The 25903-nt window shown below is 64.6% G+C and carries 23 protein-coding genes; 20 read left to right on the forward strand and 3 right to left on the reverse strand.

Annotation, left to right across the window (positions count from 1 at the left end; translation table 11 throughout):
• The first annotated feature begins 6 nt into the window (after positions 1-6).
• Positions 7-231, forward strand: a complete 225-nt coding sequence (locus IB257_RS08590; RefSeq protein ID WP_013390978.1) for a DUF2970 domain-containing protein — start codon at positions 7-9, stop codon at positions 229-231.
• Positions 232-269: 38 nt separating this feature from the next.
• Positions 270-1145, forward strand: coding sequence for a cytochrome c oxidase subunit 3 (locus tag IB257_RS08595; protein ID WP_042795688.1), 876 nt, complete (start codon positions 270-272; stop codon positions 1143-1145).
• 101 nt (positions 1146-1246) lie between these two features.
• Here the strand turns inward: IB257_RS08595 and IB257_RS08600 are convergent, their stop codons facing one another.
• Positions 1247-1447: a twin transmembrane helix small protein gene (locus IB257_RS08600; protein WP_006224570.1), complete on the reverse strand. Its 201-nt coding sequence runs from the start codon at positions 1445-1447 to the stop codon at positions 1247-1249.
• 39 nt (positions 1448-1486) lie between these two features.
• On the opposite strand from IB257_RS08600, the gene IB257_RS08605 reads away from it, so the two are divergent.
• The 5 genes from IB257_RS08605 to IB257_RS08625 all read left to right on the forward strand — a co-directional run bounded on the left by IB257_RS08605 (position 1487) and on the right by IB257_RS08625 (position 5601).
• Positions 1487-2293 (forward strand): SURF1 family protein, encoded by an 807-nt coding sequence (locus tag IB257_RS08605; protein WP_175212842.1) that lies wholly within the window; start codon positions 1487-1489, stop codon positions 2291-2293.
• Between the two features lie 90 nt (positions 2294-2383).
• On the forward strand, positions 2384-2965 hold the full coding sequence (locus tag IB257_RS08610; protein ID WP_054455444.1) for a hypothetical protein: 582 nt from the start codon (positions 2384-2386) through the stop codon (positions 2963-2965).
• Positions 2966-3036: 71 nt separating this feature from the next.
• The gene (locus IB257_RS08615) at positions 3037-4071 is read left to right on the forward strand and encodes a COX15/CtaA family protein (RefSeq protein WP_192492527.1); all 1035 of its coding nucleotides are present in this window, start codon (positions 3037-3039) and stop codon (positions 4069-4071) included.
• Between the two features lie 13 nt (positions 4072-4084).
• Entirely contained in the window at positions 4085-4978 is an 894-nt protein-coding gene (gene cyoE / locus IB257_RS08620) for a heme o synthase (protein WP_054455442.1), read from the forward strand.
• A gap of 17 nt (positions 4979-4995) precedes the next feature.
• Positions 4996-5601, forward strand: a complete 606-nt coding sequence (locus tag IB257_RS08625) for an SCO family protein (protein ID WP_119449869.1) — start codon at positions 4996-4998, stop codon at positions 5599-5601.
• 18 nt (positions 5602-5619) lie between these two features.
• Here the strand turns inward: IB257_RS08625 and IB257_RS08630 are convergent, their stop codons facing one another.
• Positions 5620-5838 (reverse strand): DUF3717 domain-containing protein, encoded by a 219-nt coding sequence (locus tag IB257_RS08630; protein WP_054455439.1) that lies wholly within the window; start codon positions 5836-5838, stop codon positions 5620-5622.
• A 131-nt stretch (positions 5839-5969) separates the two neighbouring features.
• On the opposite strand from IB257_RS08630, the gene IB257_RS08635 reads away from it, so the two are divergent.
• From IB257_RS08635 to IB257_RS08660, 6 genes are all read left to right on the forward strand, one after another.
• Positions 5970-6647: a glycine zipper 2TM domain-containing protein gene (locus tag IB257_RS08635; protein WP_119449870.1), complete on the forward strand. Its 678-nt coding sequence runs from the start codon at positions 5970-5972 to the stop codon at positions 6645-6647.
• A gap of 40 nt (positions 6648-6687) precedes the next feature.
• Positions 6688-7449: a PhaM family polyhydroxyalkanoate granule multifunctional regulatory protein gene (locus IB257_RS08640; RefSeq protein ID WP_054455435.1), complete on the forward strand. Its 762-nt coding sequence runs from the start codon at positions 6688-6690 to the stop codon at positions 7447-7449.
• Between the two features lie 75 nt (positions 7450-7524).
• Entirely contained in the window at positions 7525-8898 is a 1374-nt protein-coding gene (glmU, locus tag IB257_RS08645; protein ID WP_119449871.1) for a bifunctional UDP-N-acetylglucosamine diphosphorylase/glucosamine-1-phosphate N-acetyltransferase GlmU, read from the forward strand.
• Positions 8871-10283 (forward strand): MFS transporter, encoded by a 1413-nt coding sequence (locus IB257_RS08650; RefSeq protein WP_192492182.1) that lies wholly within the window; start codon positions 8871-8873, stop codon positions 10281-10283. Before glmU ends, IB257_RS08650 begins: the two co-directional genes overlap by 28 nt.
• Before the next feature lie 125 nt (positions 10284-10408).
• Positions 10409-11731 (forward strand): UDP-glucose/GDP-mannose dehydrogenase family protein, encoded by a 1323-nt coding sequence (locus IB257_RS08655; RefSeq protein WP_054455429.1) that lies wholly within the window; start codon positions 10409-10411, stop codon positions 11729-11731.
• The gene (locus IB257_RS08660) at positions 11728-12786 is read left to right on the forward strand and encodes a glycosyltransferase family 4 protein (RefSeq protein WP_125472866.1); all 1059 of its coding nucleotides are present in this window, start codon (positions 11728-11730) and stop codon (positions 12784-12786) included. The genes IB257_RS08655 and IB257_RS08660 overlap by 4 nt, the downstream gene beginning before the upstream one ends.
• A gap of 11 nt (positions 12787-12797) precedes the next feature.
• Here the strand turns inward: IB257_RS08660 and IB257_RS08665 are convergent, their stop codons facing one another.
• On the reverse strand, positions 12798-13286 hold the full coding sequence (locus IB257_RS08665; RefSeq protein WP_192492183.1) for an Lrp/AsnC family transcriptional regulator: 489 nt from the start codon (positions 13284-13286) through the stop codon (positions 12798-12800).
• A 152-nt stretch (positions 13287-13438) separates the two neighbouring features.
• Here IB257_RS08665 and glmS point away from each other — a divergent pair, with 152 nt between their 5' ends.
• From glmS to IB257_RS08700, 7 genes are all read left to right on the forward strand, one after another.
• Positions 13439-15271 (forward strand): glutamine--fructose-6-phosphate transaminase (isomerizing), encoded by a 1833-nt coding sequence (glmS, locus tag IB257_RS08670; protein ID WP_054455423.1) that lies wholly within the window; start codon positions 13439-13441, stop codon positions 15269-15271.
• Between the two features lie 167 nt (positions 15272-15438).
• The gene (locus IB257_RS08675; RefSeq protein ID WP_192492184.1) at positions 15439-16167 is read left to right on the forward strand and encodes a hypothetical protein; all 729 of its coding nucleotides are present in this window, start codon (positions 15439-15441) and stop codon (positions 16165-16167) included.
• 206 nt (positions 16168-16373) lie between these two features.
• Entirely contained in the window at positions 16374-17399 is a 1026-nt protein-coding gene (locus tag IB257_RS08680; protein ID WP_175180360.1) for a YafY family protein, read from the forward strand.
• A gap of 100 nt (positions 17400-17499) precedes the next feature.
• Complete coding sequence (locus IB257_RS08685; protein ID WP_175180361.1) at positions 17500-17664, forward strand: hypothetical protein; 165 nt, start codon at positions 17500-17502, stop codon at positions 17662-17664.
• 524 nt (positions 17665-18188) lie between these two features.
• Entirely contained in the window at positions 18189-19844 is a 1656-nt protein-coding gene (locus IB257_RS08690) for an ATP-dependent helicase (RefSeq protein ID WP_175180362.1), read from the forward strand.
• A 69-nt stretch (positions 19845-19913) separates the two neighbouring features.
• Complete coding sequence (locus tag IB257_RS08695) at positions 19914-22607, forward strand: PD-(D/E)XK nuclease family protein (protein ID WP_175180363.1); 2694 nt, start codon at positions 19914-19916, stop codon at positions 22605-22607.
• A gap of 2 nt (positions 22608-22609) precedes the next feature.
• Positions 22610-25807, forward strand: coding sequence for an exodeoxyribonuclease V subunit beta (locus IB257_RS08700; RefSeq protein WP_192492185.1), 3198 nt, complete (start codon positions 22610-22612; stop codon positions 25805-25807).
• The last annotated feature ends 96 nt before the right edge of the window (positions 25808-25903 follow it).

The following is a 25903-nucleotide window of genomic DNA, read 5'->3' on the forward strand; positions in this document are numbered from 1 at the left end:
CGGGCCATGAGCGACGACCTGCGCGAAACCTCCCAGCGCAAGCTGAGTTTCCTTCAGACGATGAAGGCGGTGGCGTGGGGGTTCTTCGGCGTGCGCAAGGGGGCGGGCCATCGGGAAGACGTCGCCAAGCTCAACCCGGTCCATGTGATCGTGGCGGGGCTGCTGGCAGCGGCTATCTTCGTTACTGTGCTGGTATTAATTGTGCGTTGGGCCGTTTCCAGCCTGACTTGAATCACTTAATTCTATAAATCTGTACCAGGGAGAAAGCCATGAGTGCAAGCCACTCGGTTCAAGGTAAAGAGGCACCGTATTACTTCGTGCCCGCCGACTCGGGTCATCCCGTGCGTACGGCTGTGGCGCTGCTGTTCATGGGCCTGAGCGCCGCGGCCTGGATCAACGGCGTCAGCTGGGCCAAGTGGACCCTGCTGGCGGGCTTCATCGGTTTGATCGTGGTGTTGTACTACTGGTTTGGCGACGCCATCCACGAATCCGAGATCGGCCTGAACAGCAAGCGCATCGACGGTTCCTACCGTTGGGGCATGAGCTGGTTCATCTTCTCGGAAGTCATGTTCTTCGCGGCGTTCTTCGGCGCCCTCTGGTACACGCGCACCATCACCACGCCGTGGCTGGGCGACATGGACCACCGCCTGATGCTGTGGCCCGACTTCCAGGCCGTGTGGCCGAACTTCGGTCCTGCGGGCGTGGTCGAGCACTTCCAGACCGTCGGTCCGTTCTGGCTGCCCACCATCAACACGGCGCTGCTGCTGAGCTCCGGCGTCACGCTGACCATTGCCCACCATGCGCTGCGCGAAAACCATCGCGGCAAGACCATCTTCTGGCTGCTGGCCACCGTGGTCCTGGGCTTCGTCTTCGTGGCCTGTCAGGCTTACGAATACCACCACGCCTATACCGAACTGAACCTGAAGTTCAATTCGGGCGCCTACGGGTCGCTGTTCTACATGCTGACGGGCTTCCACGGCTTCCACGTGCTGCTGGGCGCCACCATGCTGACGGTCATTCTGATCCGCCTGATCCGCGGGCATTTCACGGCCGACCATCACTTCGGCTTCGAAGGCGCCGCCTGGTACTGGCACTTCGTGGACGTGGTGTGGCTGGGCCTGTACCTGTTCGTGTACTGGTTCTGATCGTTGCGCGGAACCAATGAAGCGCGCCAGTTCTTGTGCGAGAGCTGGCGCGTTTTACTCATCTGCGATCGTGCACTTGCGGGAACCCGCGGCCCGTATGCCTATCTAAGGCCTGTGCTTTCGATCCAGCCCATGTGATGGGCGAACAGCACGAACAGGAACAGGGCCACCGATAATCCGATGCGCACCGTCAGCGCGTTGACCGTTCGGCTGGTGGTTCCCTTGTCCCGCATCAGGTAGACCAGGGCCGATGCCAGGCTGGCCAGAATCCCGATAAAGGCCAGGACGACGAAAACGCGCATGGTGGTCTCCGGACGAATCAGAGTAGTTATTGTAGAAATATGGCCCGACCGCATTCAACCCGATACACGGTAGCCGCCTTGCTGTTGCTGGGTGCCGCCGTGGTCATCCTGGCATCGCTGGGGCAATGGCAATTGCGCCGCGGCGATGAGCGACGCGCCATTCTGGCCGCTATCGAAGCGGGCCGCAAGCAAGCGCCGCTGCCCTTGAGTCCGGCTACCGACCCCGCCGATATGACTGCCTGGCGTTCGGCCCAGGCTACCGGGGTCTGGCTGCCGCAATTCAGTGTACTGCTGGACAACCGCAACCATGACGGCAAGCCCGGCTATTGGCTGGCCACGCCGCTGCTGCTGGACGCCGATGCGCGCCGCGCCGTGCTGGTGCTGCGCGGCTGGATTCCGCGCGTCATGGGGGTTCAGGGCCAGGGCCCCTCGCAGCCGCCGCTGCCCGTCACGCCCGAAGGGCCGCAGACGGTGATGGGCGAGCTGTCGCCTCGCGTGCCGCGTCTGTTCGAGATCTGGTCGCTGGGAGGGTCGGAGCAGTCCGCCTTGCCGGCCTCGCTGCCCGTGGCGGGCGGCGTCTTGCCGCAGGTGCAGAACCTGCCGCTGGACGCATACGCCAAATCCACCGGCCTGGCCCTGCTGCCCACGGTGCTGTCGCAGGCCGCGGGCAACGCGGACGATGGCCTGGTGCGCGACTGGCCGCAGCCGTCCGTGGACTTTCAGCAGAACACGTCCTATGCCGTACAGTGGTTTGCTTTTGCCTCGATTGCCGCCGTCGCATGGCTGGTGGTGCTGGGGGGCGCCATCCGGCGCATGCGGCGCGCGCAGAACGCGCCGGGCGCCTGACCGGGACGCCGACTCTTAACCCGCAAGACGACAGGATACAAAGTGGCTCGCGACCTTTCCTCTACCAAGCCCGCACGCAAGCGCTCCCTGATGCCGATGCTGCTGGTGTTCCTGTGCTCGCTCGCACCCATCGTCGCGGCGGTCGTGGTCTACATGAATCCGCAATGGTGGCCCGATGAGTCCAGCAATTACGGCGCGCTCCTGAATCCGCAGCGGCCCATGCCCGCGGCCGCGGAGTTGCGCCTGACCACGCTGGACGGCCAGCCCTTCGACCTGCAGAGCCTGAAGGGCAAATGGTTGCTGGTGGCCGCCGATGGCGGCGCCTGCCCGGAAAGCTGCGCCCGCAAGCTCTTCATCGCGCGCAACAGCCATGCCAGCCAGGGCAAGAACGTCGACCGGCTGGCGCGCGTCTGGTTCATCACCGACGATGCGCCCGTGCCGGACAAGGTGCTGGAAGCCTACAAGGGCACGGTCATGGTGCGCGCCAATCCAGACCAATTGGCGCGGTTCCTGCTGGCGCGCGATACTGCGGCGGGCCAGCCCGGGCTGGAGGCGCCGATCTGGGTGATCGACCCGCTGGGTAACCTGATGATGCAGTACCCTGCCGAGGCCGATGGCGTGAAGGTGCGCAAGGACATCAGCAAGCTGGTCTACAGCTCGAGAATAGGCTGAGCCTCGGGCTGGCATGGTTTCAATGCGTCGCGCGCATCGCGCGCGGCGTTGCAGATTGGATGTTTATGGAAATCGAACGCATCAAAGCGCGTTATCGCAAGCTTGTTTTCTTTACCTGGTTCCTGACGCTGGACCTCATCATGTTCGGCGCTTTCGTGCGGTTGACGGATTCCGGCCTGGGTTGCCCCGATTGGCCCGGCTGCTACGGCAGCGTGACGCCGCTGGGCGCGATGGGCGACATCCACGAGGCATCGCAGGCCATGCCTTTCGGCCCGGTCACCTTGTCCAAGGCCTGGATCGAAATGATCCACCGCTATGTCGGCACCATCCTGGGCATGCTGATCATCGGCATCGTCTACATGGCGTGGCGTTACCGCGGCCAGCTGGGCCGTTCGCCCAAGTTGGCCGTCGTGACGCTGATTGCGGTTTGCGTGCAGGGCGCGTTCGGCGCCTGGACCGTGACCCACAAGCTGATGCCCGTCGTCGTGACCGCGCACCTGGTGTTCGGCCTGTCGGTGCTGGCGCTGATGACCTGGCTGTCGGCGCGCGAGCGTCCGCACCTGGCCGTGGCGGCTGCGGCCGCACGCTGGAAACCCTGGGTGGCCGGGGGGTTTGCGCTGCTGCTGGTGCAGGTGACCCTGGGCGGTTGGGTCAGCACCAATTACGCCGCGCTGGCCTGCATGGATTTCCCCATGTGCCACGGAGCCTGGGTGCCGGAAATGGATTTCCATGGCGGCTATTCGATCATCCGGGCCTTGGGCGAATTGCCATCGGGCGAGATGATTTCCCAGCCGGCGCTGACCGCGATCCACTGGGTCCACCGCAATTTTGCCTTCGTGGTGTTCCTGTACCTGGGCATACTGGCCTGGCGCCTGCGCGCCGAGCCCGGCCTGCGCGGACCGGCCGCGCTGATGCTGGCGCTGCTGGGCGCGCAGCTGCTGACCGGCTTGACCACGATCTTTTTCCAGTGGCCGCTGTTGATCGCGGTGCTGCACAATGGAGGCGCCGCCGGCCTGACCCTGGCCGCGGTGGTGTTGATGGTGCGTTTGTCCACAGCTGGACGTGCGCCCGCCGGGGGCTACGGCCCCAATTCGGTGCGCGTTTAAAATAGGGCCCACTATGACCAGTATTGCCGCTCCCCAGCCCGGATTGTTCCGCCAGTATTTCGTCCTTACCAAGCCGCGTGTGACGCAGTTGGCGGTGTTTTGCGCCGTGATCGGCATGTTCCTGGCGGCGCCCGGCATTCCGGACATGCGCCGCGTGCTGTTCGGCACCCTGGGCATCTGGCTGCTGGCCGCAGCCGCTTTCGCCATCAATTGCCTGATCGAACAGGAAATCGACGCCCGCATGCTGCGTACCGCGCGCCGCGGCACGGCGCGCGGCACGATTTCGGCTTTCCAGGTGCTGAGCATGTCCGGCCTGCTGGGCGGCGCCGGCATGTTCGTGCTGTATCACCTGGTCAACCCGCTGACCATGTGGCTGACCTTCGCCACCTTCGTGGGTTACGCCGTCATCTATACCGTCATCCTGAAGCCGCGTACGCCGCAGAACATCGTCATTGGCGGCCTGTCGGGCGCCATGCCGCCCGCGCTCGGTTGGGCGACCGTGGCGGATTCGGTGCCGGCCGAGGCCTGGATCCTGGTGCTGATCATCTTCATCTGGACGCCGCCGCACTTCTGGGCGCTGGCGCTTTACCGCAACCACGATTACGCCAAGGCCGGGCTGCCGATGCTGCCGGTCACACACGGCAACCAGTTCACGCGCCTGCACATCCTCTTGTACAGCGTGGCGCTGGTCGCCACCACGCTGTTGCCCTATGCCATCCGCATGAGCGGCGAACTCTACCTGGTGTCCGCGCTGGTGCTGGGCGGCATGTTCGTTTCCTATGCATGGCGGCTCTATCGCGCCTACAGCGACGAGCTGGCGCGCAGCATGTTCCGTTTTTCCATTCTCTACCTGGCGCTGCTGTTCGGCGCCCTGCTGGTGGACCACTGGGTCGGCCTGCTGCGCTGATCCCCTGGAGGTTGTCGATGTCCGTGTTTTCCACCAGCCGCCGGCTGGTCCTGCGCCTGGGCGCAGCCGCTGCTTTCACCGCCGCCCTGGCCGCCTGCGGCGACAGCGCGCCCGTATTCAAGGGCAGCGACATCAGCGGCACCCAATTGGGTCGCGGCATGGAGCTGGTCGATTACAACGGCAAGACGCGCCAGCTGTCCGATTTCGCCGGCAAGGTGGTGGTCGTGTTCTTTGGCTTCACGCAGTGTCCGGACGTGTGCCCGACCTCGCTGGCCGAGCTGACCGAAGTCATGAAGAAGCTGGGGCCGGACGCCGACCGCGTCCAGGTGCTGCTGATTTCGGTGGATCCCGAGCGCGATACGCCCGAGGTCCTCAAGCAGTACGTCACCGCCTTCGATCCGCGCTTCCTGGGGCTGACCGGCACGCCGGACCAGGTAAAGAAGGCCGCCGCATCCTTCAAGGCCTATTACGCCAAGGCGCCGACCAAGGACGGCAGCTACACCATGGACCACACGGCCGCGTTCTACCTGCTGGACGGCAAGGGCGAATCGCGCGTGCTGGCCAACAACAACATCGGGGTGGAAGCCCTGACGCAGGATATCAAGGCCCTGCTCAAGGGCTGATCAGGCGGCCGTGCTGGCTTACTTGCCGGCGGCGGCCCAGCCGGCAAGCGCGGCGCGGGCCGGCTCGCTCAGTTCTGCGGCAGGGATCTCGCGCCGGTGCGCCATGATCATGAGCGCGTAAGGGGTGGCCAGCGCGGCAGCCTCGGGACACAGGCGGGATTCGTCGCCCACCGACGGCGAAATATTGCGCCAGTAGTTGATGGCCTGTTCGAGCTGGGGCAGGGTAATGGGATCCATCCGCCTATTGTCCACGAATGGGAATGGCTGTCCACCGGCCCGCGTCCTGCAAAGAAGCGTCACCATCGCAACACGCCGAAACCGTGCCTGGGTGCTATACCACTGCCGGTTAGTAACGATGGAGCATCGTCATGAATACATCCGCCAAAATTGAATCTGCGCGCCGCGCCATCCATCCCCTGGTCGCTGCCGCGGCGATCGCCGTCATCGTCATGTGTACGGTGGGCGTGGCCGCCGTGATGGGCTGGCTGCCCTCGCCTTCGGCCAACCCGCATGCCGACGAACCCGTGGCCGAGGCCGGTCCCGAAGACGCCAACCTGGCGCCCGCGCCGCAGGCCGCCGTGCCGCCCGCGCCCGCGCAAGGGGCGCAGGCGTCCGCTGCGCCGCGTCCCCAGGCTCAGGCCCAGGCGCCGGCTCCCGCCCAACGCCCCGCGCCCCAATCGCCAGCGCCGCAAGCCTGCGCCACCTGCGGCGTGGTGGAATCGGTCCGACAAGTGCAGGTACCCGTCAAGGACAATAGCGACCACCTCATCGGCACCATCGGCGGCGGCGTGGTCGGCGGCGTCGTGGGCAACCAGTTCGGCGGCGGCAGCGGCAAGACGGCCCTGACCGTGCTGGGCGCGGTGGGCGGCGCTTTGGCAGGCCGTGAAGTTGAGCGTAATATCAGACAGCAACAAACGGTGACGCACTATGAACTCACGGTGCGCATGAATGACGGCAGCACGCGCCAATTCCGCAGCGCGCAGCCGTTCGCTTTTGCGTCGGGCGATCATGTGCGCGTGGAGAACAATCAGCTGCTGCGCGGATGATCCCGCCTGCCGGCGACATCTGTCTTAGGGGAGACCAGGAATGAGCGACCAACACACGAACCCGTTCGTTCTGCCCGGCATGGGCCAGCATTCCGACCTGTCGGGCAACCCGCTCCTGGCCAGCATGGAAATGATGCGCCAGGCCTGGGCGGGCCTGACCGGACCTGGAGGCCTGGCCAGCAGCCTGCCCATGGCTCCCCCGATGAACCTGGAAGACCTGGACCGCCGCATCGCGGAACTCCGCTCCGTGGAAAACTGGCTGCGCATGAACCTGTCCATGCTGTCCAGCACGATCCAGGGCATGGAAGTCCAACGCTCCACCATCAGCACGCTGCGCGCCTTCGTGGACAGCGCCGCCAATCTGGACATGGGCGCCTTCCAGGACAGCGGCGCGGCTTCGCCGCTGGAAGTCGTGTTGGGCTTGAAGCCCGGCCCCAAGTCCGCGGCCAAGACGACGGCCTCCAGCCCTGCCGCCGAAAGCGGCAAGGCCAAGGGCGAAGAGCCCGCAGGGCAGCAGCAATCCGCCGCGCCGGGCATGAGCGAACAAATGGGCGCCGCGGCGCAATCCGCTTCCAAGGCCTGGTGGGACCTGCTGCAGCAGCAGTTCAACCAGATCGCCGCTGCCACTGCGGCTTCCATGCCGGCCGCGCCTGCCGCTGCCGGCGCCGATGCCGCGGCCAAGCCCAAGTCGGGCGAATCCAAGGCCGCGGCCGCGCCCGCAGCCAAGGCGTCCAAACCGGCGGCCCGCAAGTCCGCCGCGCCCCGCAAGGCCGCCAAGAAAACCGGACCGGACGCCAACTAGCGTCGGTCCTCTCTTTAAATCGTCGGGCGAGACGGCCGCAAGGCCTCTCGACCGCCACTCAACATACTGGAACCTATGCTTAACGTAGTAATTCTTGCCGCCGGACTGGGTAAACGCATGCAGTCCGATCTCCCCAAAGTTCTGCACACGCTGGCTGGCAAGCCGATGCTGGGCCACGTGCTGGACAGCGCGCGCCAACTGAAGCCGGCGCGCATCATCGTTGTGGTCGGCCACGGTGCGGACCGCGTCAAACAGGCCTACGAAGGCCAGGCGGACCTGCACTTCGTGTTGCAGCAGCCGCAGCAAGGCACCGGCCACGCCGTGCAGCAGGCCGTGCCGCTGCTGCTTGAAGGCGATGGCAAGGACGATGTGACCCTGGTGCTGTACGGCGACGTGCCGCTGGTGCAGCCCGAGACCCTGCAGCGCCTGTTGGACGCGCGCGGCGCTGGCGCCGCCGTGCTGACCGAGGTGCTGGCGGATTCCACCGGCTACGGCCGCATCGTGCGCGACGCCAGCGGCAACGTGTGCCGCATCGTTGAACACAAGGACGCCTCGGACGCCGAGCGCGAGATCAAGGAAGTGAACACCGGCATCCTCAGCGCGCCGACCGCGAAGCTGAAGGACTGGCTGTCCCGCATCGATAACAACAACGCCCAGGGCGAGTACTACCTGACCGACGTGGTCGGCCTGGCGGTGGTCGACGGCGTGCCGGTGGGCGCGGCCCAGCCCGGTGCGTCCTGGGAAACGCTGGGCGTGAACAGCCGCGTGCAGCAGGCCGAACTGGAGCGCCGCTGGCAGGCCGAGCAGGCTCGCCGCCAGCTGGAAGCCGGCGTCACGCTGGCCGACCCCGCGCGCTTTGACGTGCGCGGCTCGCTCACCTGCGGACGCGACGTGTTCATCGACGTGGGCTGCGTGTTCGAAGGCCAGGTGTCGCTGGCCGACGGCGTGCGCGTGGGCCCGCACTGCGTGCTGCGCGACGTCAGCGTTGGCCCGGGCACGCACATCGAGGCCTATAGCCATCTGCAGCAGGCGCAGGTCGGCCGCGATGCGCGCGTCGGCCCCTACGCCCGTCTGCGTCCGGGCGCCGAACTCGGCGACCGCAGCCACGTCGGCAACTTCGTCGAGATCAAGAAGAGCGTGCTGGGCGAGGACAGCAAGGCCAACCACCTGGCCTACATCGGCGACGCCGACATCGGCGCGCGCGTGAACGTGGGCGCGGGCACCATCACCTGCAACTATGACGGCGTGAACAAGCACCGCACCGTCATCGAGGACGACGCCTTCATCGGCTCGGACACGCAACTGGTGGCGCCGGTGCGCGTCGGCCGCGGCGCCACGCTGGGCGCAGGCACCACCCTGACCCGCGACGCGCCGGCCGAGAAACTGACGGTGTCGCGCGCCAAGCAGGTCACCGTCGACGGATGGCAGCGCCCGGTCAAGAAATCGTGACGGGGCAGAGCGGAGAGGCGCCGGCCAACGGCGCCAAGCCCGCGCCGCCCGACGGCCTGCCGACGCCGCGCCGTTACTGGGCGGCGGCCACCGTGATGACAGGCATCAGCCTGTCGGTTCTGGACACCACCATCGCCAACGTGGCGCTGCCCACGATCGCCGTCGACCTCAACGCGTCGCCGGCCCAGGCGGTCTGGATCGTGAACGCCTACAACCTGGCGGTGGTGATGATGCTGCTGCCCTTGTCGGCGCTGGCCGAGCGCATCGGCTTTCGCCGCATGTTCACCTTCGGCCTGATGCTGTTCACCCTGGCCTCGCTGGGCTGCGCCCTGGCCGGCACGCTGTGGCAGCTGACCGCGGCGCGGGTGTTCCAGGGCATAGGCGCGGCGTCGCTCATGTGCATGTTCGGCGGACTGGTGCGCAACATCTACCCGTTGAAGCTGTTGGGACGCGGCATCAGCATCAACGCCACCACCGTGGCCATCATGTCGGTGCTGGGACCGACCATCGGTTCGGCCATCCTGTCGGTGGCGCCCTGGCCCTGGATCTTCGCCGTCAACCTGCCGATCTGCGCGCTGACGATGCTGGGCCTGCGGCATCTACCGGAAGTACCGCGCAACAACGTGAAGCTGGACTGGATCAGCGCGCTGCTGTGCATGCTGACCCTGGGCGTCTTCATTTCGGGCGTGGACATGATGGGCATGGACCTGCTGCGCGGTATCGGCCTGGTGGCGATCGCCACGGTCATCGGCCTGGTTCTGGTGCGGCGCGTGGGCAAGCAGCCAGCGCCGCTGGTGCCGGTGGATCTGCTGCGCATCCGTCCGCTGGCCTTTGCGGTAGGCGCCTCGGCCTGCACCTTCGCCGCGCAGATGGCGTCCTACGTGTCCCTGCCGTTCTATTTCCAGCAGGTGCTGGGGCGGCCGTATCTGGAAGTGGGCATGCTGATGGGCGCCTGGCCCGTGGGCACCGCCATCATCGCCCCGCTCGCGGGGCGGCTGTCCGACCGCTATTCGGCCGCCACGCTCAGCGGCATGGGCGCGGCGGCGATGGTGGTCGGCATGCTGTGGCTGGCGGCGCTGCCGGCCACGGTGTCGAACTGGCCCATCATCGCGGGCATGTTCATGGCGGGGATGGGCTTCGGCTTCTTCCAGACGCCCAACAACCGCGCCATGCTGTCGGCCGCGCCCCGTTCGCGTAGCGGCGCGGCGGGCGGCCTGCAGGCCACCACCCGGGTCTTCGGCCAGAGCTTCGGCACGGCGCTGGTCGCGATCGCGTTCAGCATCAGCCTGGCCCATGGCCCTGGCCTGGCGCTGGTGCTGGGGACCATCTGCGCCGGGCTGGCGGTGGTGGTCAATACGGTTCGCTTCAGCAAGTTGCGGCCCTAGGGCGGTCCCGCGAGGCCGCCATTGTGGCGCCGGCGGGCTTGGGCCCCCGGCCGCTTCTATAATGACGGCCGGCGCCGGATTGAGTCATCTGGCGCAACGATTACCTATTTTGAAGGCGTTCAGGCATGAAGATCACGGTCGTGGGTACCGGTTACGTGGGGTTGGTGTCGGGGGCGTGCCTGGCCGACATGGGCAACGACGTCATGTGTCTGGACGTGGACGCGGCGAAGATCGCCCTCTTGCGCCAGGGCGGCATTCCCATCTATGAGCCGGGCCTCGAAGACCTGGTGCGCCGCAACGTGCAGGCGGGCCGCCTGCATTTCACCGACGACGTCGCGCAGAGCGTGGCTTTCGGCGACGTGCAGTTCATCGCCGTCGGCACCCCGCCCGGCGAGGACGGTTCGGCCGACCTGAAATACGTGCTGGCCGCCGCCCAGAACATCGCTCGCCACATGACGTCGCGCAAGCTCATCGTGGACAAGTCCACCGTGCCGGTGGGCACGGCCGACAAGGTGCGCGATGTCGTGGCGCGTGAATTGGCCGCACGCGGCGTGGACATCCCCTTCAGCGTGGCGTCCAACCCCGAGTTCCTGAAGGAAGGCGCCGCCATCAACGACTTCATGAGCCCGGACCGGGTCGTGGTCGGCGCGGACGACGACTACACCATCGGCGTCATGCGTCGCATCTACGAGCCCTTCCAGCGCACCCACGACCGCCTGATGGTGATGGACGTGCGTTCGGCCGAGCTGACCAAGTACGCCGCCAACGCCATGCTGGCCACGCGCATTTCCTTCATGAACGAAATGGCGAACCTGGCTGAAGCCCTGGGCGCGGATATCGAACAAGTGCGCCGCGGCATCGGCGCCGACCCGCGCATCGGCTATCACTTCCTGTATCCCGGCGCGGGCTACGGCGGCTCCTGCTTCCCCAAGGACGTGCAGGCGCTGGTCAACACAGCCGCCGAGAACGCCTTGCCCATGCGCGTCATCGAGGCCGCCGAGGCTGCCAACCACGCGCAGAAATTCCGCCTGTCCGAAAAACTGGTGGCGCGTTTCGGCGAAGACCTCAAGGGCCGCAAGATCGCGCTGTGGGGCCTGTCCTTCAAGCCCAACACCGATGACATGCGCGAAGCGCCCAGCCTGACAGTCATCGCCGAACTGACGCGCCGCGGCGCCGAGGTGCGCGCCTATGACCCCGTCGCCATGCACGAGGCCGCGCGCGCGCTGGCCGGCAAGCCCGGCATCAGCTTCGCCACCGACATGTACGACGCGCTGGACGGCGCCGATGCGCTCCTGATCGCGACCGAATGGAAGGTCTTCCGCGCGCCCGACTTCGATCGCGTCAAAGCCCTGCTCAAGACTCCGCTTATCATCGACGGCCGCAATCTCTACACGCCCGCGGACGTGCGCGGCCTGGGATTCGAGTACTCGGGCATCGGCCGCGCATGAAGATCCTGCAGCTGAACTTCGAGAAGGGCTGGCGCGGCGGCGAACGGCAGACGCTGTACTGCATGCGCGCATTCCGCAAGGCTGGCCACGACGTCGAAGTGATGTGCCGCGAAGGCGCGCCCTTGGCCGAGCGCGCGCGCCAGGAGGGCTTCGTGGCCCATACCTGCCGCAACGTGCCGGGGCAGCTGGCCTTCCTGGCCGGCGCCGGCCGCTACGACATAGTTCATGCCCAGACCGCCAACACCATCACCTGGGCGGTCCTCACCAAATGGCTGCACCGCCGGCCGGTGGCGTTTTCCCGCCGCACGTCCTTCGTGGTCAAACCCGGCGACGAATGGAAGACCGGCTTCAAGTGGCGCCACGCCGACCTGTTCGTGGCGATCAGCGAGATGGCCGCCGGCGAGCCGCGCCGCCTGGGGATCGAGCCCGTCATCATCCGCAGCGCCGTCGAGCCGCACCAGATCGACACCGAGAATGTCGCCCAGCTGGTGCGGGAATTCGATCTGGCCGGCAAGAAGGTCATGGCCACGTCGGCCGCGCTGATCCGCGACAAGGACCCGGTCACGCTGGTGCGCGCCGTGGCCGAATTGGCCAAGACGCGCCGCGACTTCGTGTTCCTGCACTTCGGCGCCGGCGGCGACCGCGAGCAGCAGGCCAAGGATGAGGCGCGCAAGCTCGGCATCGAGGATGTCTATCGCTTCGCCGGCTTTCGCAAGGGCGTGGAAGATTTCTACAGCATCCTCGACGTGTTCGTCATGAGCTCCGAGGAAGAGGCCCTGGGCAGCAGCGTGCTGGATGCTTTCCTGCAACGCGTGCCGGTGGTGTCCACCGATGCTGGCGGCCTGAAGGAAAGCCTGGCCGACGGACGCGGCGTGCTGTGCGCCGTGGGTGATTTCCAGGCCATGGCGCAGGGCATGGCGCGCTGCCTGGACGACGCGGCCTTCCGCCAGGAAGTCACCGAGCGCGCCTATGCCTACGTGCGAGACGAGCACGACGTGCAGAAGATGGGCAACCGCTACCTGGCGCAGTTCGAGCGCCTGATCGCCCGCCGCTGATCCGACCTGCCTCAGGTCCGCAGGTCTATCCGGGTCTCGAACTTGGCGCGATGCACCGAGAAGAACGTGCGCACATTGCGCACGTTGGCCTGCGCGGTGAAAGCGCGGTGCACCAGCGCGTGATAGGCCGGCATGTCCTTCACCTGCGCGATCACCACGAAATCCGGCCCGGGCGATACCCGGTAGCACTGCAGCACCGCGGACTCGACCAGCATGCTTTGCCCGAACGCGTCCAGGCTCTCAGCCGCCTGCACGTCCAGCGTGATCTCGACGATGGCGGTCAGCGTGCTGCCCAGCTTTTCCGCCGCCAGGATGGCCACCTGCCTGTCTATCACCCCTTCATCCACCAGCCGCCGCACCCGCCGCAGGCAGGTCGGAGGCGAGGCATGCACGCGTTGCGCCAGCTCTTGGTTGGTCAGCGAGCTGTCTTCTTGTAACTGTTCAAGAATGCGCCGGTCCAGATCATCCAGCTCTGGCAGGGAAATCTGTGCGTTTTGCATGATTAATTTCAAAAAAATGATCTAGAAGAAATATTATTTAATCACAATCATGTAAGGGAATTAACTTCCATTTTTTACTGCATAAAGAAATCAAATTTCTTGCGGGGACGAGCACAATGCGTCGGTACACGAACTTACCGGAGCACTCTCCTATGTGCGGCATTGTTGGCGCCGTCGCCCAGCGCGACATCACCCCGATCCTCGTTGAAGGCCTCAAGCGCCTTGAGTACCGCGGCTACGACTCCTGCGGCGTCGCCGTCTACGCCGACGGCCATCTGCGCCGCACGCGCAGCACGCAACGCGTGGCCGAATTGGCCGAACAGGTTGCGCAGGACAAGGTCAGCGGCTTCACCGGCATCGCCCACACCCGCTGGGCTACCCACGGCGTGCCGGCCACGCACAATGCCCACCCGCACTTCTCGCGCCTGGGCAACGACGAGCCGCGCATCGCGCTGGTCCACAACGGCATCATCGAGAACCACGACGAACTGCGCGCCGAGCTGCAGGCCGTGGGCTATGTCTTCGAAAGCCAGACCGATACCGAAGTGATCGCGCACCTGGTCAACCACCTGTATGCCGGCGACCTGTTCGAAGCCGTGCAGAACGCCGTGCGCCGCCTGCATGGCGCCTACGCCATCGCCGTGTTCTGCCGCGACGAGCCGCACCGCGTGGTCGGCGCGCGCCAAGGCTCGCCGCTGGTCGTGGGCGTGGGCCAGAACGAGAACTTCCTGGCTTCCGACGCGCTGGCCCTGGCCGGCACCACCGACCAGATCATCTACCTGGAAGACGGCGACGTCGTCGACCTGCAGCTCTCGCGCGTCTGGATCGTGGACGCCAACGGCAAGAACGTGGACCGCGAAGTCCACACCGTGCACGTGCATACCGGCGCGGCCGAACTCGGCCCTTACCGCCACTACATGCAGAAGGAAATCTTCGAGCAGCCGCGCGCCGTGGGCGACACGCTGCAGGACATCGAAGCCATCACGCCCGAACTCTTCGGCGACCAGGCCTACAAGATCTTCAAGGACGTCGATTCCCTGCTGATCCTGGCCTGCGGTACCAGCTACTACGCGGGCCTGACCGCCAAGTACTGGATCGAGTCCATCGCCAAGATCCCCGTGGCCGTGGAAATCGCCAGCGAATACCGCTATCGCGACAGCGTGCCCAACCCGCGCTCGTTGGTGGTCACGATCTCGCAGTCCGGCGAAACCGCCGACACCCTGGCCGCGCTCAAGCATGCGCGCTCGCTGGGCATGGAAAACACGCTGACCATCTGCAACGTGTCCACCAGCGCCATGGTGCGCGAGTGCAAGCTGTCGTACATCACGCGGGCCGGCGTCGAGATCGGCGTGGCTTCCACCAAGGCCTTCACCACCCAGCTCACCGCGCTGTTCCTGCTGACCCTGGCATTGGCCCAGGTGCGCGGCCACCTGACCGAAGAGCAGGAAGCCGAACACCTGAAGGCGCTGCGCCACCTGCCCGTGGCCATCGGCTCGGTGCTGGCCCTGGAGCCCCAGATCATGGCCTGGGCCGACCGCTTCGCCTCCAAGGAAAACGCCCTGTTCCTGGGCCGCGGCATGCACTACCCGATCGCCCTGGAAGGCGCGCTCAAGCTCAAGGAAATCAGCTACATCCACGCCGAAGCCTACCCGGCCGGCGAACTCAAGCACGGCCCGCTGGCCCTGGTGACCGAGCACATGCCCGTGGTCACCATCGCGCCCAAGGACGAACTGCTGGAAAAGCTGAAGTCCAACATGCAGGAAGTGCGCGCGCGCGGCGGCGAGCTGTATGTCTTCGCCGATGCCGACAGCAAGATCCAGAGCGCCGAAGGCATGCACGTGATCCGCATGCCCGAGCACTACGGCAAGCTTTCGCCCATCCTGCACACCATCCCGCTGCAGCTGCTGTCGTACCACACGGCGTGCGCGCGAGGCACGGACGTGGACAAGCCGCGTAATCTGGCCAAGAGCGTGACGGTGGAGTAAGGCCGGTCGCCTCAAGAAAAATGCCGCTCCAGTAGCGGCATTTTTTTTCACAATATCCCGGACGACTCCTGCGGGCAAGAGAATAAATACAAGCAATGCGGCCTTCGGGACAGCTAATGTCCGGACCGCGATCCAAACTGCGTATTCCCAATTCAAGTGGAGACGCAGTGTCGGACTCGATAGCAATCCGTGGAATTCATACCGCATCCAATCGCCCCGCGGTTTCCCTGCACGGCTGGGGCATGCCTGCGGAGGATATCGTCTTGCTTGTGCGGCAGCTTGCGCAGGAAATGCCGGTCTTTGATTGGCACGCGGATACGGACGCGCCGCAGGGCGCGCTATCGCTGCATCTTGTCGACTTTGCCGCGCTGACAGGAAAAGGGCGTGCCGTATGGAATACCTTTGGCCCGATCGAGGCCATGCGTCAGGCTCGTGAGCAGGGCGTGGCCGCATTGGCTCTGTGCCGCGGCCGGGTCAGCCAGTTGCCCGCCGTTCGCAAGGGCGTCTGGGTCATGGCGGCGGACAAGCCTTGGGCGTCCGCCGTGCAAACGCTGGTGCGGGCGCTGGCGGCTCTGGAATGGAACCGTACGGAAGGCTACAAGGCCCTGCATGCATGGCTCGCCGCGCGCAGGTTCGCCGACGCCAATCTTCTTTCCGTTCTTGGCTTCGATGAAACCGCTGCCGGATTTTCGGAGGTGCTGCGTGAGGCGCTGACCGCATTGCTGATGCAGCCGGCCGCGCTAGCGGTCGCCGGCGTCCCCGAACGGGAGTTGCAGCGCACGATCATCGAAGCGGGTTTGCATGAATTGCAGCCTTTGACCGCCGCGCCCATGACTTTGGATGGTGCGATGCGCGTGGATGCGTTGCTGGGTTTTGAGTGGCCTGTTCTCGAGTAAATCCAGCCGATTATTTTTATCGGGATTTTGCGCCTCCGGTTGTCGTCACGCGTTGCGGATGTAGGAGGGGCGCGCGATGCCCAGCGGTTCCGCTTCATGAGGGATTATTCCCTTGCACTGGCGCCTGATTACGCGGGCTATGTCCGCTCTGGTAAATTCCAGTTAACCATCGTAATAATTCCTAATCGAAGCGAGCGAGTCCCTGCATGCCCCCGCTGGTTGCCAATATATTTCATATTTTGAAGGACGCCGAACAAGGCGGGCACTTCATAAGTACGCCGGAAATACACCGAGCGTTGTGCAGGTCAGATCCCGATCCTCCCGTCGTCAAGACGGTTCTGCGCACATTGCAGAAGCTGCTTGACCAGCAACTGGTGGAATGCGAAAGGCGCGGGACGGCGCTCGTTTGGCGCAGGTGCGCCGGCGCTGGCGGCGTGCCCGCCAGGGCCGCAGGCCTGATGACGCATGAACAGGCGCTGGCGCTTCAGACCTTGAAGCGCTTTTCATCCCGTCAGATTCCGTCGCTGGTTTCCGAATCGCTGTCTTCCCTGTTCGACACCGCCGAGAAACGGCTGGGCGTTTCTCACAGCGACAGCGAACGCCGCTATCGGAAATGGGTGGATAAAGTAGAAGTAGAAAGCGGCGCTTTTGCCTTGCAGCATCCAGCTATAGACTCAAACACCTTTTCCACCGTGTCGCGCGCTCTGTTTTTCGAGCAGAAACTGGAAGTGGTTTATCGCGTTCGCTCCAAAGCGGATCAGGAAACGACGAAGATAATCGACCCGTTGGGATTGGTCGAGGTGGGCGGGGTGATCTATCTCGTTGCGGCCATTGCGGGCTATGCCAAGCCCGCAATGTACCGGCTTGACAGGGTGGTCAGCGCCAGCATGTTGCCGGAGATATTCGCCTATCCACGGGAATTCAGCTTGGCCGAGTATGTGAAGCAGCAGCGGCAGTTCGATTTCATGGTTGAGGGCGCGGTGGAAGTGGAATTGCGCTTTCTCAATGGCGCAGGCAATCATCTGATTGAATCGCCGTTATCCGATGATCAAGTGGTGCAGTACATCGGATCCGAACTGCGGGTCACGGGCACGGTCTTGCTCAGCAAACGTTTGCGCTGGTGGCTGCGGTCGTTCGGCCCCAACGTAGAAGTCTTGGGACCTGAGGCATTGCGCGAGGAAATGGCCGCCGAAGTGCGCGCACTTTCGGCGCTATATGCGACGCACGCATGAATGCGTAGGGGATCGGGACATGTAATGTCCCGATCCCCTCCTATTCTGTCCGGGATGCGGCAGTCATCTTGCCGCCGATCTTGCCTATCCCGGAGTACACATGATCAACAACAACGCCACGCCCCTGGAACACCTGGCCGCATTCGCCATTGTGTTCGTGACAGGTGTATTGAGCACTGCAATCCTGGGCCGATATATCGATGCAGTCAGGCGAGATGGGGTAGAAGACGCCTGCGGAAAAATGACTGAGCCAGGCGCCAACTGATAGCGTTCCCCATATCTCGTTCTGCTTACCCTGGAGTCGCAGCATGCCTGTCCGTCCCCGGCCATTCACTCAAATATGCACCCAATGCAACTGGATACGGACATTTGCGCCCGCCAGTGACGCGCTTGTCGTCGGGCGGGATATTGCGGCGCATTGCCCAAAATGCCAATCAAAGCAACTGCGATGCGTCGCACCCTCGGCGCTCGCGCTAGTTTCGAGCCGGTTGAAACGGCTGCTGAACTTGGAATAAAGCGCTAGGAACATGCTGTGTTTCCCGGTTCCAGCGCGAGGTCATGGCACTACCATTTGCCAGATGCCCTAATGGGCGTGCCATTCAAAAATGAAATGGGATGCCCGATAGGGTATGCTCACGCCTTGTATTCAAATGATTTCAAGTAAGTCAAAATGTTGACTTTGACAAATTGGCCCTTTCGGCCTGGCAAGGGTCATTCCCCAGACTGACGACATATTCCTGATGCCCCCGGCATCGCCCGCCAATTTCGCCTGAAAAGGAGCTTTGCAACATGGCGCGTATCGTGCCGGACGGTTGGCAGACCATGGACGCCATCGGTGCCATGCGTCGGGAGTTCGAGACCTTGGAGTCGTTGGCGCAGGGGTTGCCGGACGAGTACACGGTTTATCACGCCGTGCACTGGACCAATATCGAACGCTCTCACGCCATTCATGGCGAAGTCGATTTCGTCATCGTCAACCAGTCCGGGCACATGATGCTCATTGAGCAGAAATGCGGGTCATTGGAAGAGACGCCTGACGGGCTGGCGAAGAACTATGGCGGTGGCAAACTGAAATCGGTGCCCGCGCAAATGGGTCGCACGGTGAATAGCTTGCGAAGCAAGCTGGCGCGGGTTCTGAACGGCGCCTACATCGAGATCGAGCATTTGCTCTACTGCCCGGACTATTTGTGCAAGACGCTGCAAACCGTGGGCGTGATGTCCGAACGTATCGTCGACGCCGGCCGGCGCGACGCATTATGCTCGGTGATTCAGCAGATACTCCCCGCGGGCGTTGCGGGTCCGCTGTACGCGCAGGTGCATCGGTTTCTCTGCGACCTCATTCAACTGGAGGCGGACGCCAGTGCGCTGGTGGGGCGGGCCAAAGCCCTCGTCACCCGCGTGTCCAGCGGCCTGGCCTATTGGGCCCGGCAAATCGACATGACGCCCTTTCGACTGCACGTAAACGGTACGGCCGGCTCTGGAAAGACGCAGTTGGCCCTGGCCGAGTACCGCGCGGCAGTCGACGCTGGCCACAGGCCGCTATATCTCTGCTTCAACCGGCCTCTGGCGGACCACATCGCCACGATCGTGCCCTCCGGCGGCGCGGTCTGCACGTTCCACATGTTGTGCGTACGTATGGTCAGACAGTCGGGATCCGCGCCTGACTTCAATGACGCAATGGCTTTCGAGCAACTGGTCAATGCCTGCCGGGAGTTGGCTGTCCCACCGGATCTGACCTTCGATACGGTCATCATCGATGAAGGGCAGGACATCAAGGCTGAATGGTTCGACCTGATTCTGCGCCATGCCCGCGACAACGCTCGCATACTCTGGCTGGAAGACCCGATGCAGAAACTGTATCGCCATGCTGCCGTGCAACTGCCGGGTTGGATACGCCTGCGGGCGGACAAGAATTTCCGTAGTCCGCGTTCGGTCGTTCAATTACTGCAGGCATTGGTCCCGGACGGGATGGCCGTCGTGCCTGCATCGCCAGTCATTGGTCACGAAGTGGAATTCCTTACCTACGAGACCGCCGCGCAGTTGCTGGACCAAGTCAAGGAAGGTGTGCGCCTGTGCCAATCTGCCGGGTTCGCGACGACGGACATCGCGCTTCTCAGTTATCGGGGAAGGGATAACTCCCGCATCCTATCCTACGATCAGTTGGGTCCCTATGTGCTGAAGAAATTTCTTGGCACCTACGATGCTGAGGGCCGGCCGGAGTATTCGGAAGGCTCGCTGGTGACGGATACCGTGCACCGCTTCAAGGGGCAGTCCGCGCCGGCAGTCGTGATGGCGGAGATCGATTTCGAAGCGCTGGGCGACGATGAGGTCCGCCGCTTGTTCGTAGGCGCGACTCGCGCCTCGATGAAACTGGTCTTGGTCCTGTCCGACCGGGCGGCGGGGCGATTGCTCGCACGTCTTGAAGGCTGCCCGGCGACTGCGTGATCAGTCCCGTGGCGGCTTCCGGGAACAGCCATTCACCCCTTTGGCACCTCTGACCTGAGAGTGAGCGAAATGCAAGAGCAACAACGCGCCAAGGCGGCGCTGAGAATTACGCTAGGCCTGCACGTCGAGCAGTGGCAAGGACCTCACCCCGGAGCGTTGTTCGAATGCCCGACCGTGGGGCGCCAGGCCTTTCTTGCGATGCTGGAAACCTGGCTCGGCCTGTCGTCGCGGCCGGCCGGCGGAGCTGAACGGACTGCCGCCTTCCTGCTGGCGCTGCGTCAGTCCGATGGACCGAGGAGGTTCTTCCATGACAGCTTGGCTGCCGATGAAATCGGAACCGCGGCTCGGCTTCTGCAGTGGCGCGACGAATGGATACTTGGAGGATGGACAGGCGTTGCGGCAGCGGGATGCCCGTCTCGCCTATTGGACATGGCCGTCGTCGAAACCGCGGCGGCCGGCTTGTTGCCTCCCGGCGAAGGCGATCGCCTCAATGCCGTCCTGCGCCGTCTGGATGAGCGCAGCGTGCCGGTCGGCGAGATCGTCTTGCTGGAGGACAGCAAGCTGTTTCCGTCCTTGTGGCGCAGGCTGCTCGCCCGCTTCCCGTTGGTAGATGGAAGCGCGCTGACCCCTGCGGCTGCTCCCCATACGCAACTGGGACGTTTGCAACGCGCCGTGCTGGACGCGGTGTCCCTTGACCAATCCTTCATTCCCCTGCCAGATATCGACGACAGCGATGGTTCGGTTGTCGTTCTTCGTCCCCATACATGCGAGACCGCGGAACAATGGCTCGCACATCACTATCACGCCCGGCGGACACCGATGCTTCTCGTCAGCGAGCAGCATGGCGCTTCAGTCGACGATACCCTGCGCGTCAACGGCGCACCGGCTTGCGGCTTCGACGAGTCCAGCGCCTTGCGTCCGGCCTTGCTGGCGCTGCCGTTGATCTTCGAGACCTTCTGGGATCCCCTGGAACCCGCGCGCTTGCTCGATTTCCTGATGCATCCGATCGGACCCTTCCGGGCGTCGGCGCGGCGGGCGTTCGGTGCGGTCTTTTCCGAACAACCGGGTATCGGCGGAGCTGAGTGGTCCAAGGTGCGTGCGCGCCTGCTGGACGACGCTCCTGCGGAGTATCGCCCTGAATTGGAGCAGCACATCCGGATCTGGCTCGAATCGCCGCGGCACCCGCGAACCTCCGGCGCGCCGATAGGCTATGCAATCGAGCGGGTCAAGCTGCTGACTCAGGCGCTGCGCGGGCGCCTGCAGCACCTCACGCCTGCCGCCGCAGCGGCGCGAGATCTCGCTGCGGCCCTCGGTCAATGCGCGGGGATGCTCAGCGGCCTGGAATCGCTGCAGCGGGATGGGATCAAGCACGTCAAACCCCGGCTGCTCGAACAGTTATGTGCTCAGGCGACCACATTGTGCGGCAACAGCCTGGCCGTGGCCGAGGCGGGTTGCATGCTCAGCGCCACGACGCCCGAAGCTTGCGCGCTGGGGCCGGTCGCCGAAGTCGTCTGGTGGATGCCTTCCACTCCGAAGCTGCCTGGAGGATACCCATGGAGTCGTCCTGAGATCGAAGCTCTGGCGGCCAGCGGGGTCGAACTTGTCGACCTGGCGTTCGCGATGGAAAGCCTGGCCGCGCTGTGGATGAGGCCGCTGCTTACCGCCACCGATCGTCTGATCCTGGTCTTGCCGCCAGCGCCCGCGGAAGATCATCCGGCTTGGCAGCTTATCGCCCTGCTCGCACCCGGGATGGCCGCAAGGCAGCTGGAAGAGCATCCCATGGTGCGCGACCGGGCAGGACAGGTCATCCCCCTGCCATTGCAGCGCGCACAAGGTGTATGGCGCCTGGATACGGATGCACCATGGCGGGACGCCTATCCGCTTCCGACACGCCTGCCTTCGCAGTCCTATACGTCATTGGACCTTCATTTCAACAACCCGGCGGTCGCAGTGTTGAAGTACGCGGCCAGTTTGCGTACAGGCCGGGCCACGGTGGTGGCCAAGGATGGCCGTTTGCTTGGCAACCTCGCGCATCGGTTGGTTGAGAGGCTGTTCGTCAACAATGATGCGCCATCTTGGAGCCATGACCGCCTGGAGGCGTGGTTGGAGCCGGAATTGGCAAGATTGCTTGAACAGGAAGGGATGCCGTTGCTGGCGCCGGGCAACGGCGCTGCGCTCTTCCAGTTCAAGAGCACCGTGCGTCACGGCCTGCGGGTATTGCTGCAACATATGGCCCACGCCGGCGTTGAACGCGTCGAGGCCGAACGGCCGCTTGCCGGCATGCTTGGCGCGTTGCGTCTCAATGGAGCAACCGATCTGCTGTTGCATCTTGCCGATGGCGGGACAGCTGCGCTCGACCTTAAATGGACGGGTGCCAAGCGGTATCGCAAAGCGCTGGCCGATGGCGTGTACCTGCAGTTGGCGCTGTATGGCGAGATGATCCGGCAAGAGCTCAAAGCGCCGCCCGCCGCGGTGGGTTATTTCACGTTCAGGGAGGCTCTGCTATTGACCGCCACGCCAGACCTGTTCGGTCCGCTGGCCCGCGTCGTCAATGCAAAGAACGGCGTCAACGCGGCGGAGCTCGTCATGCAGGCCAGGACCACCTGGGCCTGGCGGGTGCGGCAGTGGCAGGAAGGGCATGTCGACGTGATCGGGGATGGGCTCTACCCGCCGCCGGAGCCATCTCCGGAAGGTTGTTTGCCACTGGGCGAAACCGCGCCGTGGCACGGCGACTACACGGCACTGTTCGGCAGTAGGGAATAACCATGGACCAGAAGAACATGAATGTGGAATTTGTCCGTGCCGGGGCGGGCAGCGGCAAGACCTACTATCTGACACACTTGCTGGCCGACCGCCTGCAACGCGGCGCTGCGCGGCCCGCAGCGATCATGGCTACCACGTTCACGGTCAAGGCGGCTTCGGAGTTGCGCGAGCGCGCCAGGTCGACGCTGTTGAGCCAGCGACGGCTCGATCTGGCCGCGGCGCTGGGGCAGGCGAGCATTGGCACGGTCAATAGCGTCTGCGGACAATTGATCCAGCGCTTCTGCTTTGAACTCGGCATCTCGCCGGATCAGACTGTTCTGACCGAAGACGAAGGCCGCCGCCTGGTGCGCATGGCTGTCGAAAGTGTTCAGGATGCCAATGCGGTCGAGCATCTGGCGCGACTGGCTGTGCGGCTCGACCTGGATGATGATGCGGTGACCGCTACGCTGCACGCAATCATGAACGCCGCGCGCTCCAACAATCTTGGCCCGGACGAACTCGCCGCAATGGGGTCAGACAATGCAGACGCCATGCTGGCGTGTTGGCCGCGCCCGCAGGGCGATCATGATGCCGCTCTCGGCGCGGCGCTCGAACGCACGGAGGGCGAACTCAAGCAGGCGCAGGCCGCCGGCGTGACGACCAAAGTTCTGAACGAGGCGATCGAGAAAGTCACGGCAGCCCGCGGCGCACTCGCTCGGGGACAGCTGGCATGGAACGTCTGGCAGCAACTGTCGAAGCTGAAAGCTGGCGCCAGGCAGGCCGGCATGGTGGAGGAGCTTCAAGACGTCGCGGCACGCCACCCCACCCATGAAAGGTTCCACGAGGATGTGCGGGACTATCTTCGTACGGTGTTCGGCCTGGCGGGGCGCGCTTTGCAAGCTTTTGCGCAGGCCAAGCGGGAACTTGGCGTGGTCGACTTCACCGATCAGGAAGTGTTGCTATTGCGAGCCTTGCAAGGCAGTACCTTGGTGCGTGAAGCGCTCGAGGGAGAGCTCGATCTCGTGCTGGTCGACGAATTTCAGGACACCAATCCGCTTCAGTTGGCCATCTTCGTCGAGTTGGCGAAGCTGGCCAAAAGTTCGATCTGGGTAGGCGACCCCAAGCAGGCCATCTATGGTTTTCGCGGCACGGATTCGACGCTCATCCAGCAGATCCTCGATTCTGTGGAAAGCTGGGGCGGCACAATGGGGACGCCTTTGTCGGATTCGTATCGCTCTACGCCGGCGCTGGTGGGCCTGGCCAACGAAGTGTTCGTGCCGGCCTTCCATCCCGCTCCCGCCTCCGAAACCGCGCTCAGGCCGGTGCGCAGGCCGCTCGTCGGACAGCCGCAACTCCTGAACTGGTCGTTCGTGACGGAAGCCGGGAAGCGTTCGATTTCGCTGAAAGCCCTGGGACCCGCAGTGTCGGATCTGCTGGGGCGCGGCATCCAGTTTGTCGACAAAACCACAGGCCAGGCGCGTTCGCTGCAAGCCAGCGACATCGCCGTGCTGTGCCGAAAGAATGATCACATAAAGTCCGCGGTCGACGCGCTGAGCCGCTGGGGCATTGCCGCGGCGGCGGCCCGGCCCGGCCTGATCTCGACACCCGAGGTCCAGTTGGTGCTGGCCTGCCTGCGCCGTTTGCGAGATGCTTCGGATACCGTGGCTACCGCAATGATCGTCGGGCTGACTGGGGCGGTCAGGCCGGAAGACTGGCTGCAAGACCGCTTGCAGTTCCTCGCCGGCATGAGTACGGACGGAGATGGCGAAAGGTCGGCGTCGGAGTCGGCGTGGAAGACAGAGGGGGAAGGCGCTCATCCGCTGATTGCCAGACTGGCAGGCTTGCGGTCGTCCCTGACGTCGCTCACACCCCGTGAGGCCTTGCGTCTGGCAAAGGCCGAATCCGGCGTGGCGCGCCTGGCACACCAGTGGTCGGCAGCGGAGCGCGAGGCGCAAGTGCGCATCGCCAATATTGAAGCGCTGCTGGCGTTGGCACAGCAGTACGAGGACGCTTGTCTGGGCGCACGCCAGCCGGCGACGGTCAACGGAATGCTGCTTTGGTTCCAGGAATTGGAGGCGAACGGGGCGGATGGACGCGCGACTGCTGCCCATGGCGCTGTCGAAGTCATGACTTTCCATGCGGCCAAGGGCCTGGAATGGCCAATGGTGATCGTGATCGGCCTGGATCACGGCTATCGCACCGATCTCTGGAGCGTGCGCTCCCGGACGATAGGCGCTTTTGACGCGACGGCTCCTCTGGCCAATCGCTACATCCACCATTGGGTCAATCCCTTTGGGGCTGGCGTGCAGGTCATCGCCGATGCGGAAGCCTCGGAAACCGGCAAGCTCATGGCCGAGCAGGCGCGCGCGGAGAACACACGCCTGCTGTATGTCGCCCTTACCCGTGCGCGCGACTTGCTCGCTCTCGTGGGCGGCACCAAGGCGGCGGGCGACCCTCCACCTTGCCACTGGCTGGACGAGATCGATGCGGCGGCCAAGCTCTGGGGACCGGCGGGCGAATTCGTGGCGGACGGCCATACCGTCGTGCGCGAAGCGAAGTCCTGGGATTTCGATGAATCGCTCGACGCGCCGCCTGCGCCCGAGGTGTGGGCCATGCGTTACTTCGCCGCGCGCCAGCGCCAGTCCTTTCAGCGGCTCTGGTTCGCGCCCAGCGCTGCCCTGCCCGGGCAGCATCGGGTGATAACGGTGGAAGAGGTAGGCAGGCGGATCGTGGTCCAGTCCGGCACGGACATGGCCGCGCTGGGTTCGGCGCTGCATGGATGCATAGCTTGCTCGATGGCGGACCCGGCGCGTGCCGTCAGCGACGAACAGATCAGGGAGGCCCTGATCCGCTGGGGCGTCCATGGCGCAGTAACGCCGGAAGCGGTGCGCTTTCAGGTGGAAGCCTTCCAGGATTGGTGGCAGGCGAGGTGGCCCGGCGGGGTTGCCCAGGCGGAACTGCCGATTCAGGTGCCACGCGCCGACGGCACCGTCGTTCGCGGGCAGATCGACCTGCTGATCCGCGTCCCGGCCGGCCGCATCCTCATTGATCACAAGGCGGATCCGCGCGGCGTCGACGACGGCGATCGCTTGGCTGTTACGCACGGTGGTCAGCTGGAAGCCTATGCCGGCGCGGTCGAGTCTGCCTCTGGTGAGCCAGTGCTAGAACGTTGGCTGTTCTTGCTGGTGGCGGCGCGGGCTGTACGGATCGGGGCGGCCTGATGGCCGCGCAAGACAACAGCAGGCGGCGGTGCGCCGATCATCCAGCGGAGAGGGTGAGTCGTCGGCGACTCGTTGCTTTTGGCAATGTGAGCAGGG

It is taken from the genome of Achromobacter sp. ACM03 (assembly GCF_014851665.1).
Classification (GTDB): Bacteria; Pseudomonadota; Gammaproteobacteria; order Burkholderiales; family Burkholderiaceae_B; genus Achromobacter; species Achromobacter aegrifaciens.

Coding starts and splice junctions, on each gene's coding strand:
- IB257_RS08590 (WP_013390978.1), top strand. CDS start 7: ATGAGCGACGACCTGCGCGAAACCTCCCAGCGCAAGCTGAGTTTCCTT.
- IB257_RS08595 (WP_042795688.1), top strand. CDS start 270: ATGAGTGCAAGCCACTCGGTTCAAGGTAAAGAGGCACCGTATTACTTC.
- IB257_RS08600 (WP_006224570.1), bottom strand. CDS start 1,447: ATGCGCGTTTTCGTCGTCCTGGCCTTTATCGGGATTCTGGCCAGCCTG.
- IB257_RS08605 (WP_175212842.1), top strand. CDS start 1,487: ATGGCCCGACCGCATTCAACCCGATACACGGTAGCCGCCTTGCTGTTG.
- IB257_RS08610 (WP_054455444.1), top strand. CDS start 2,384: ATGCCGATGCTGCTGGTGTTCCTGTGCTCGCTCGCACCCATCGTCGCG.
- cyoE (WP_054455442.1), top strand. CDS start 4,085: ATGACCAGTATTGCCGCTCCCCAGCCCGGATTGTTCCGCCAGTATTTC.
- IB257_RS08625 (WP_119449869.1), top strand. CDS start 4,996: ATGTCCGTGTTTTCCACCAGCCGCCGGCTGGTCCTGCGCCTGGGCGCA.
- IB257_RS08630 (WP_054455439.1), bottom strand. CDS start 5,838: ATGGATCCCATTACCCTGCCCCAGCTCGAACAGGCCATCAACTACTGG.
- IB257_RS08635 (WP_119449870.1), top strand. CDS start 5,970: ATGAATACATCCGCCAAAATTGAATCTGCGCGCCGCGCCATCCATCCC.
- IB257_RS08640 (WP_054455435.1), top strand. CDS start 6,688: ATGAGCGACCAACACACGAACCCGTTCGTTCTGCCCGGCATGGGCCAG.
- glmU (WP_119449871.1), top strand. CDS start 7,525: ATGCTTAACGTAGTAATTCTTGCCGCCGGACTGGGTAAACGCATGCAG.
- IB257_RS08650 (WP_192492182.1), top strand. CDS start 8,871: ATGGCAGCGCCCGGTCAAGAAATCGTGACGGGGCAGAGCGGAGAGGCG.
- IB257_RS08655 (WP_054455429.1), top strand. CDS start 10,409: ATGAAGATCACGGTCGTGGGTACCGGTTACGTGGGGTTGGTGTCGGGG.
- IB257_RS08660 (WP_125472866.1), top strand. CDS start 11,728: ATGAAGATCCTGCAGCTGAACTTCGAGAAGGGCTGGCGCGGCGGCGAA.
- IB257_RS08665 (WP_192492183.1), bottom strand. CDS start 13,286: ATGCAAAACGCACAGATTTCCCTGCCAGAGCTGGATGATCTGGACCGG.
- glmS (WP_054455423.1), top strand. CDS start 13,439: ATGTGCGGCATTGTTGGCGCCGTCGCCCAGCGCGACATCACCCCGATC.
- IB257_RS08680 (WP_175180360.1), top strand. CDS start 16,374: ATGCCCCCGCTGGTTGCCAATATATTTCATATTTTGAAGGACGCCGAA.
- IB257_RS08685 (WP_175180361.1), top strand. CDS start 17,500: ATGATCAACAACAACGCCACGCCCCTGGAACACCTGGCCGCATTCGCC.
- IB257_RS08690 (WP_175180362.1), top strand. CDS start 18,189: ATGGCGCGTATCGTGCCGGACGGTTGGCAGACCATGGACGCCATCGGT.
- IB257_RS08695 (WP_175180363.1), top strand. CDS start 19,914: ATGCAAGAGCAACAACGCGCCAAGGCGGCGCTGAGAATTACGCTAGGC.
- IB257_RS08700 (WP_192492185.1), top strand. CDS start 22,610: ATGGACCAGAAGAACATGAATGTGGAATTTGTCCGTGCCGGGGCGGGC.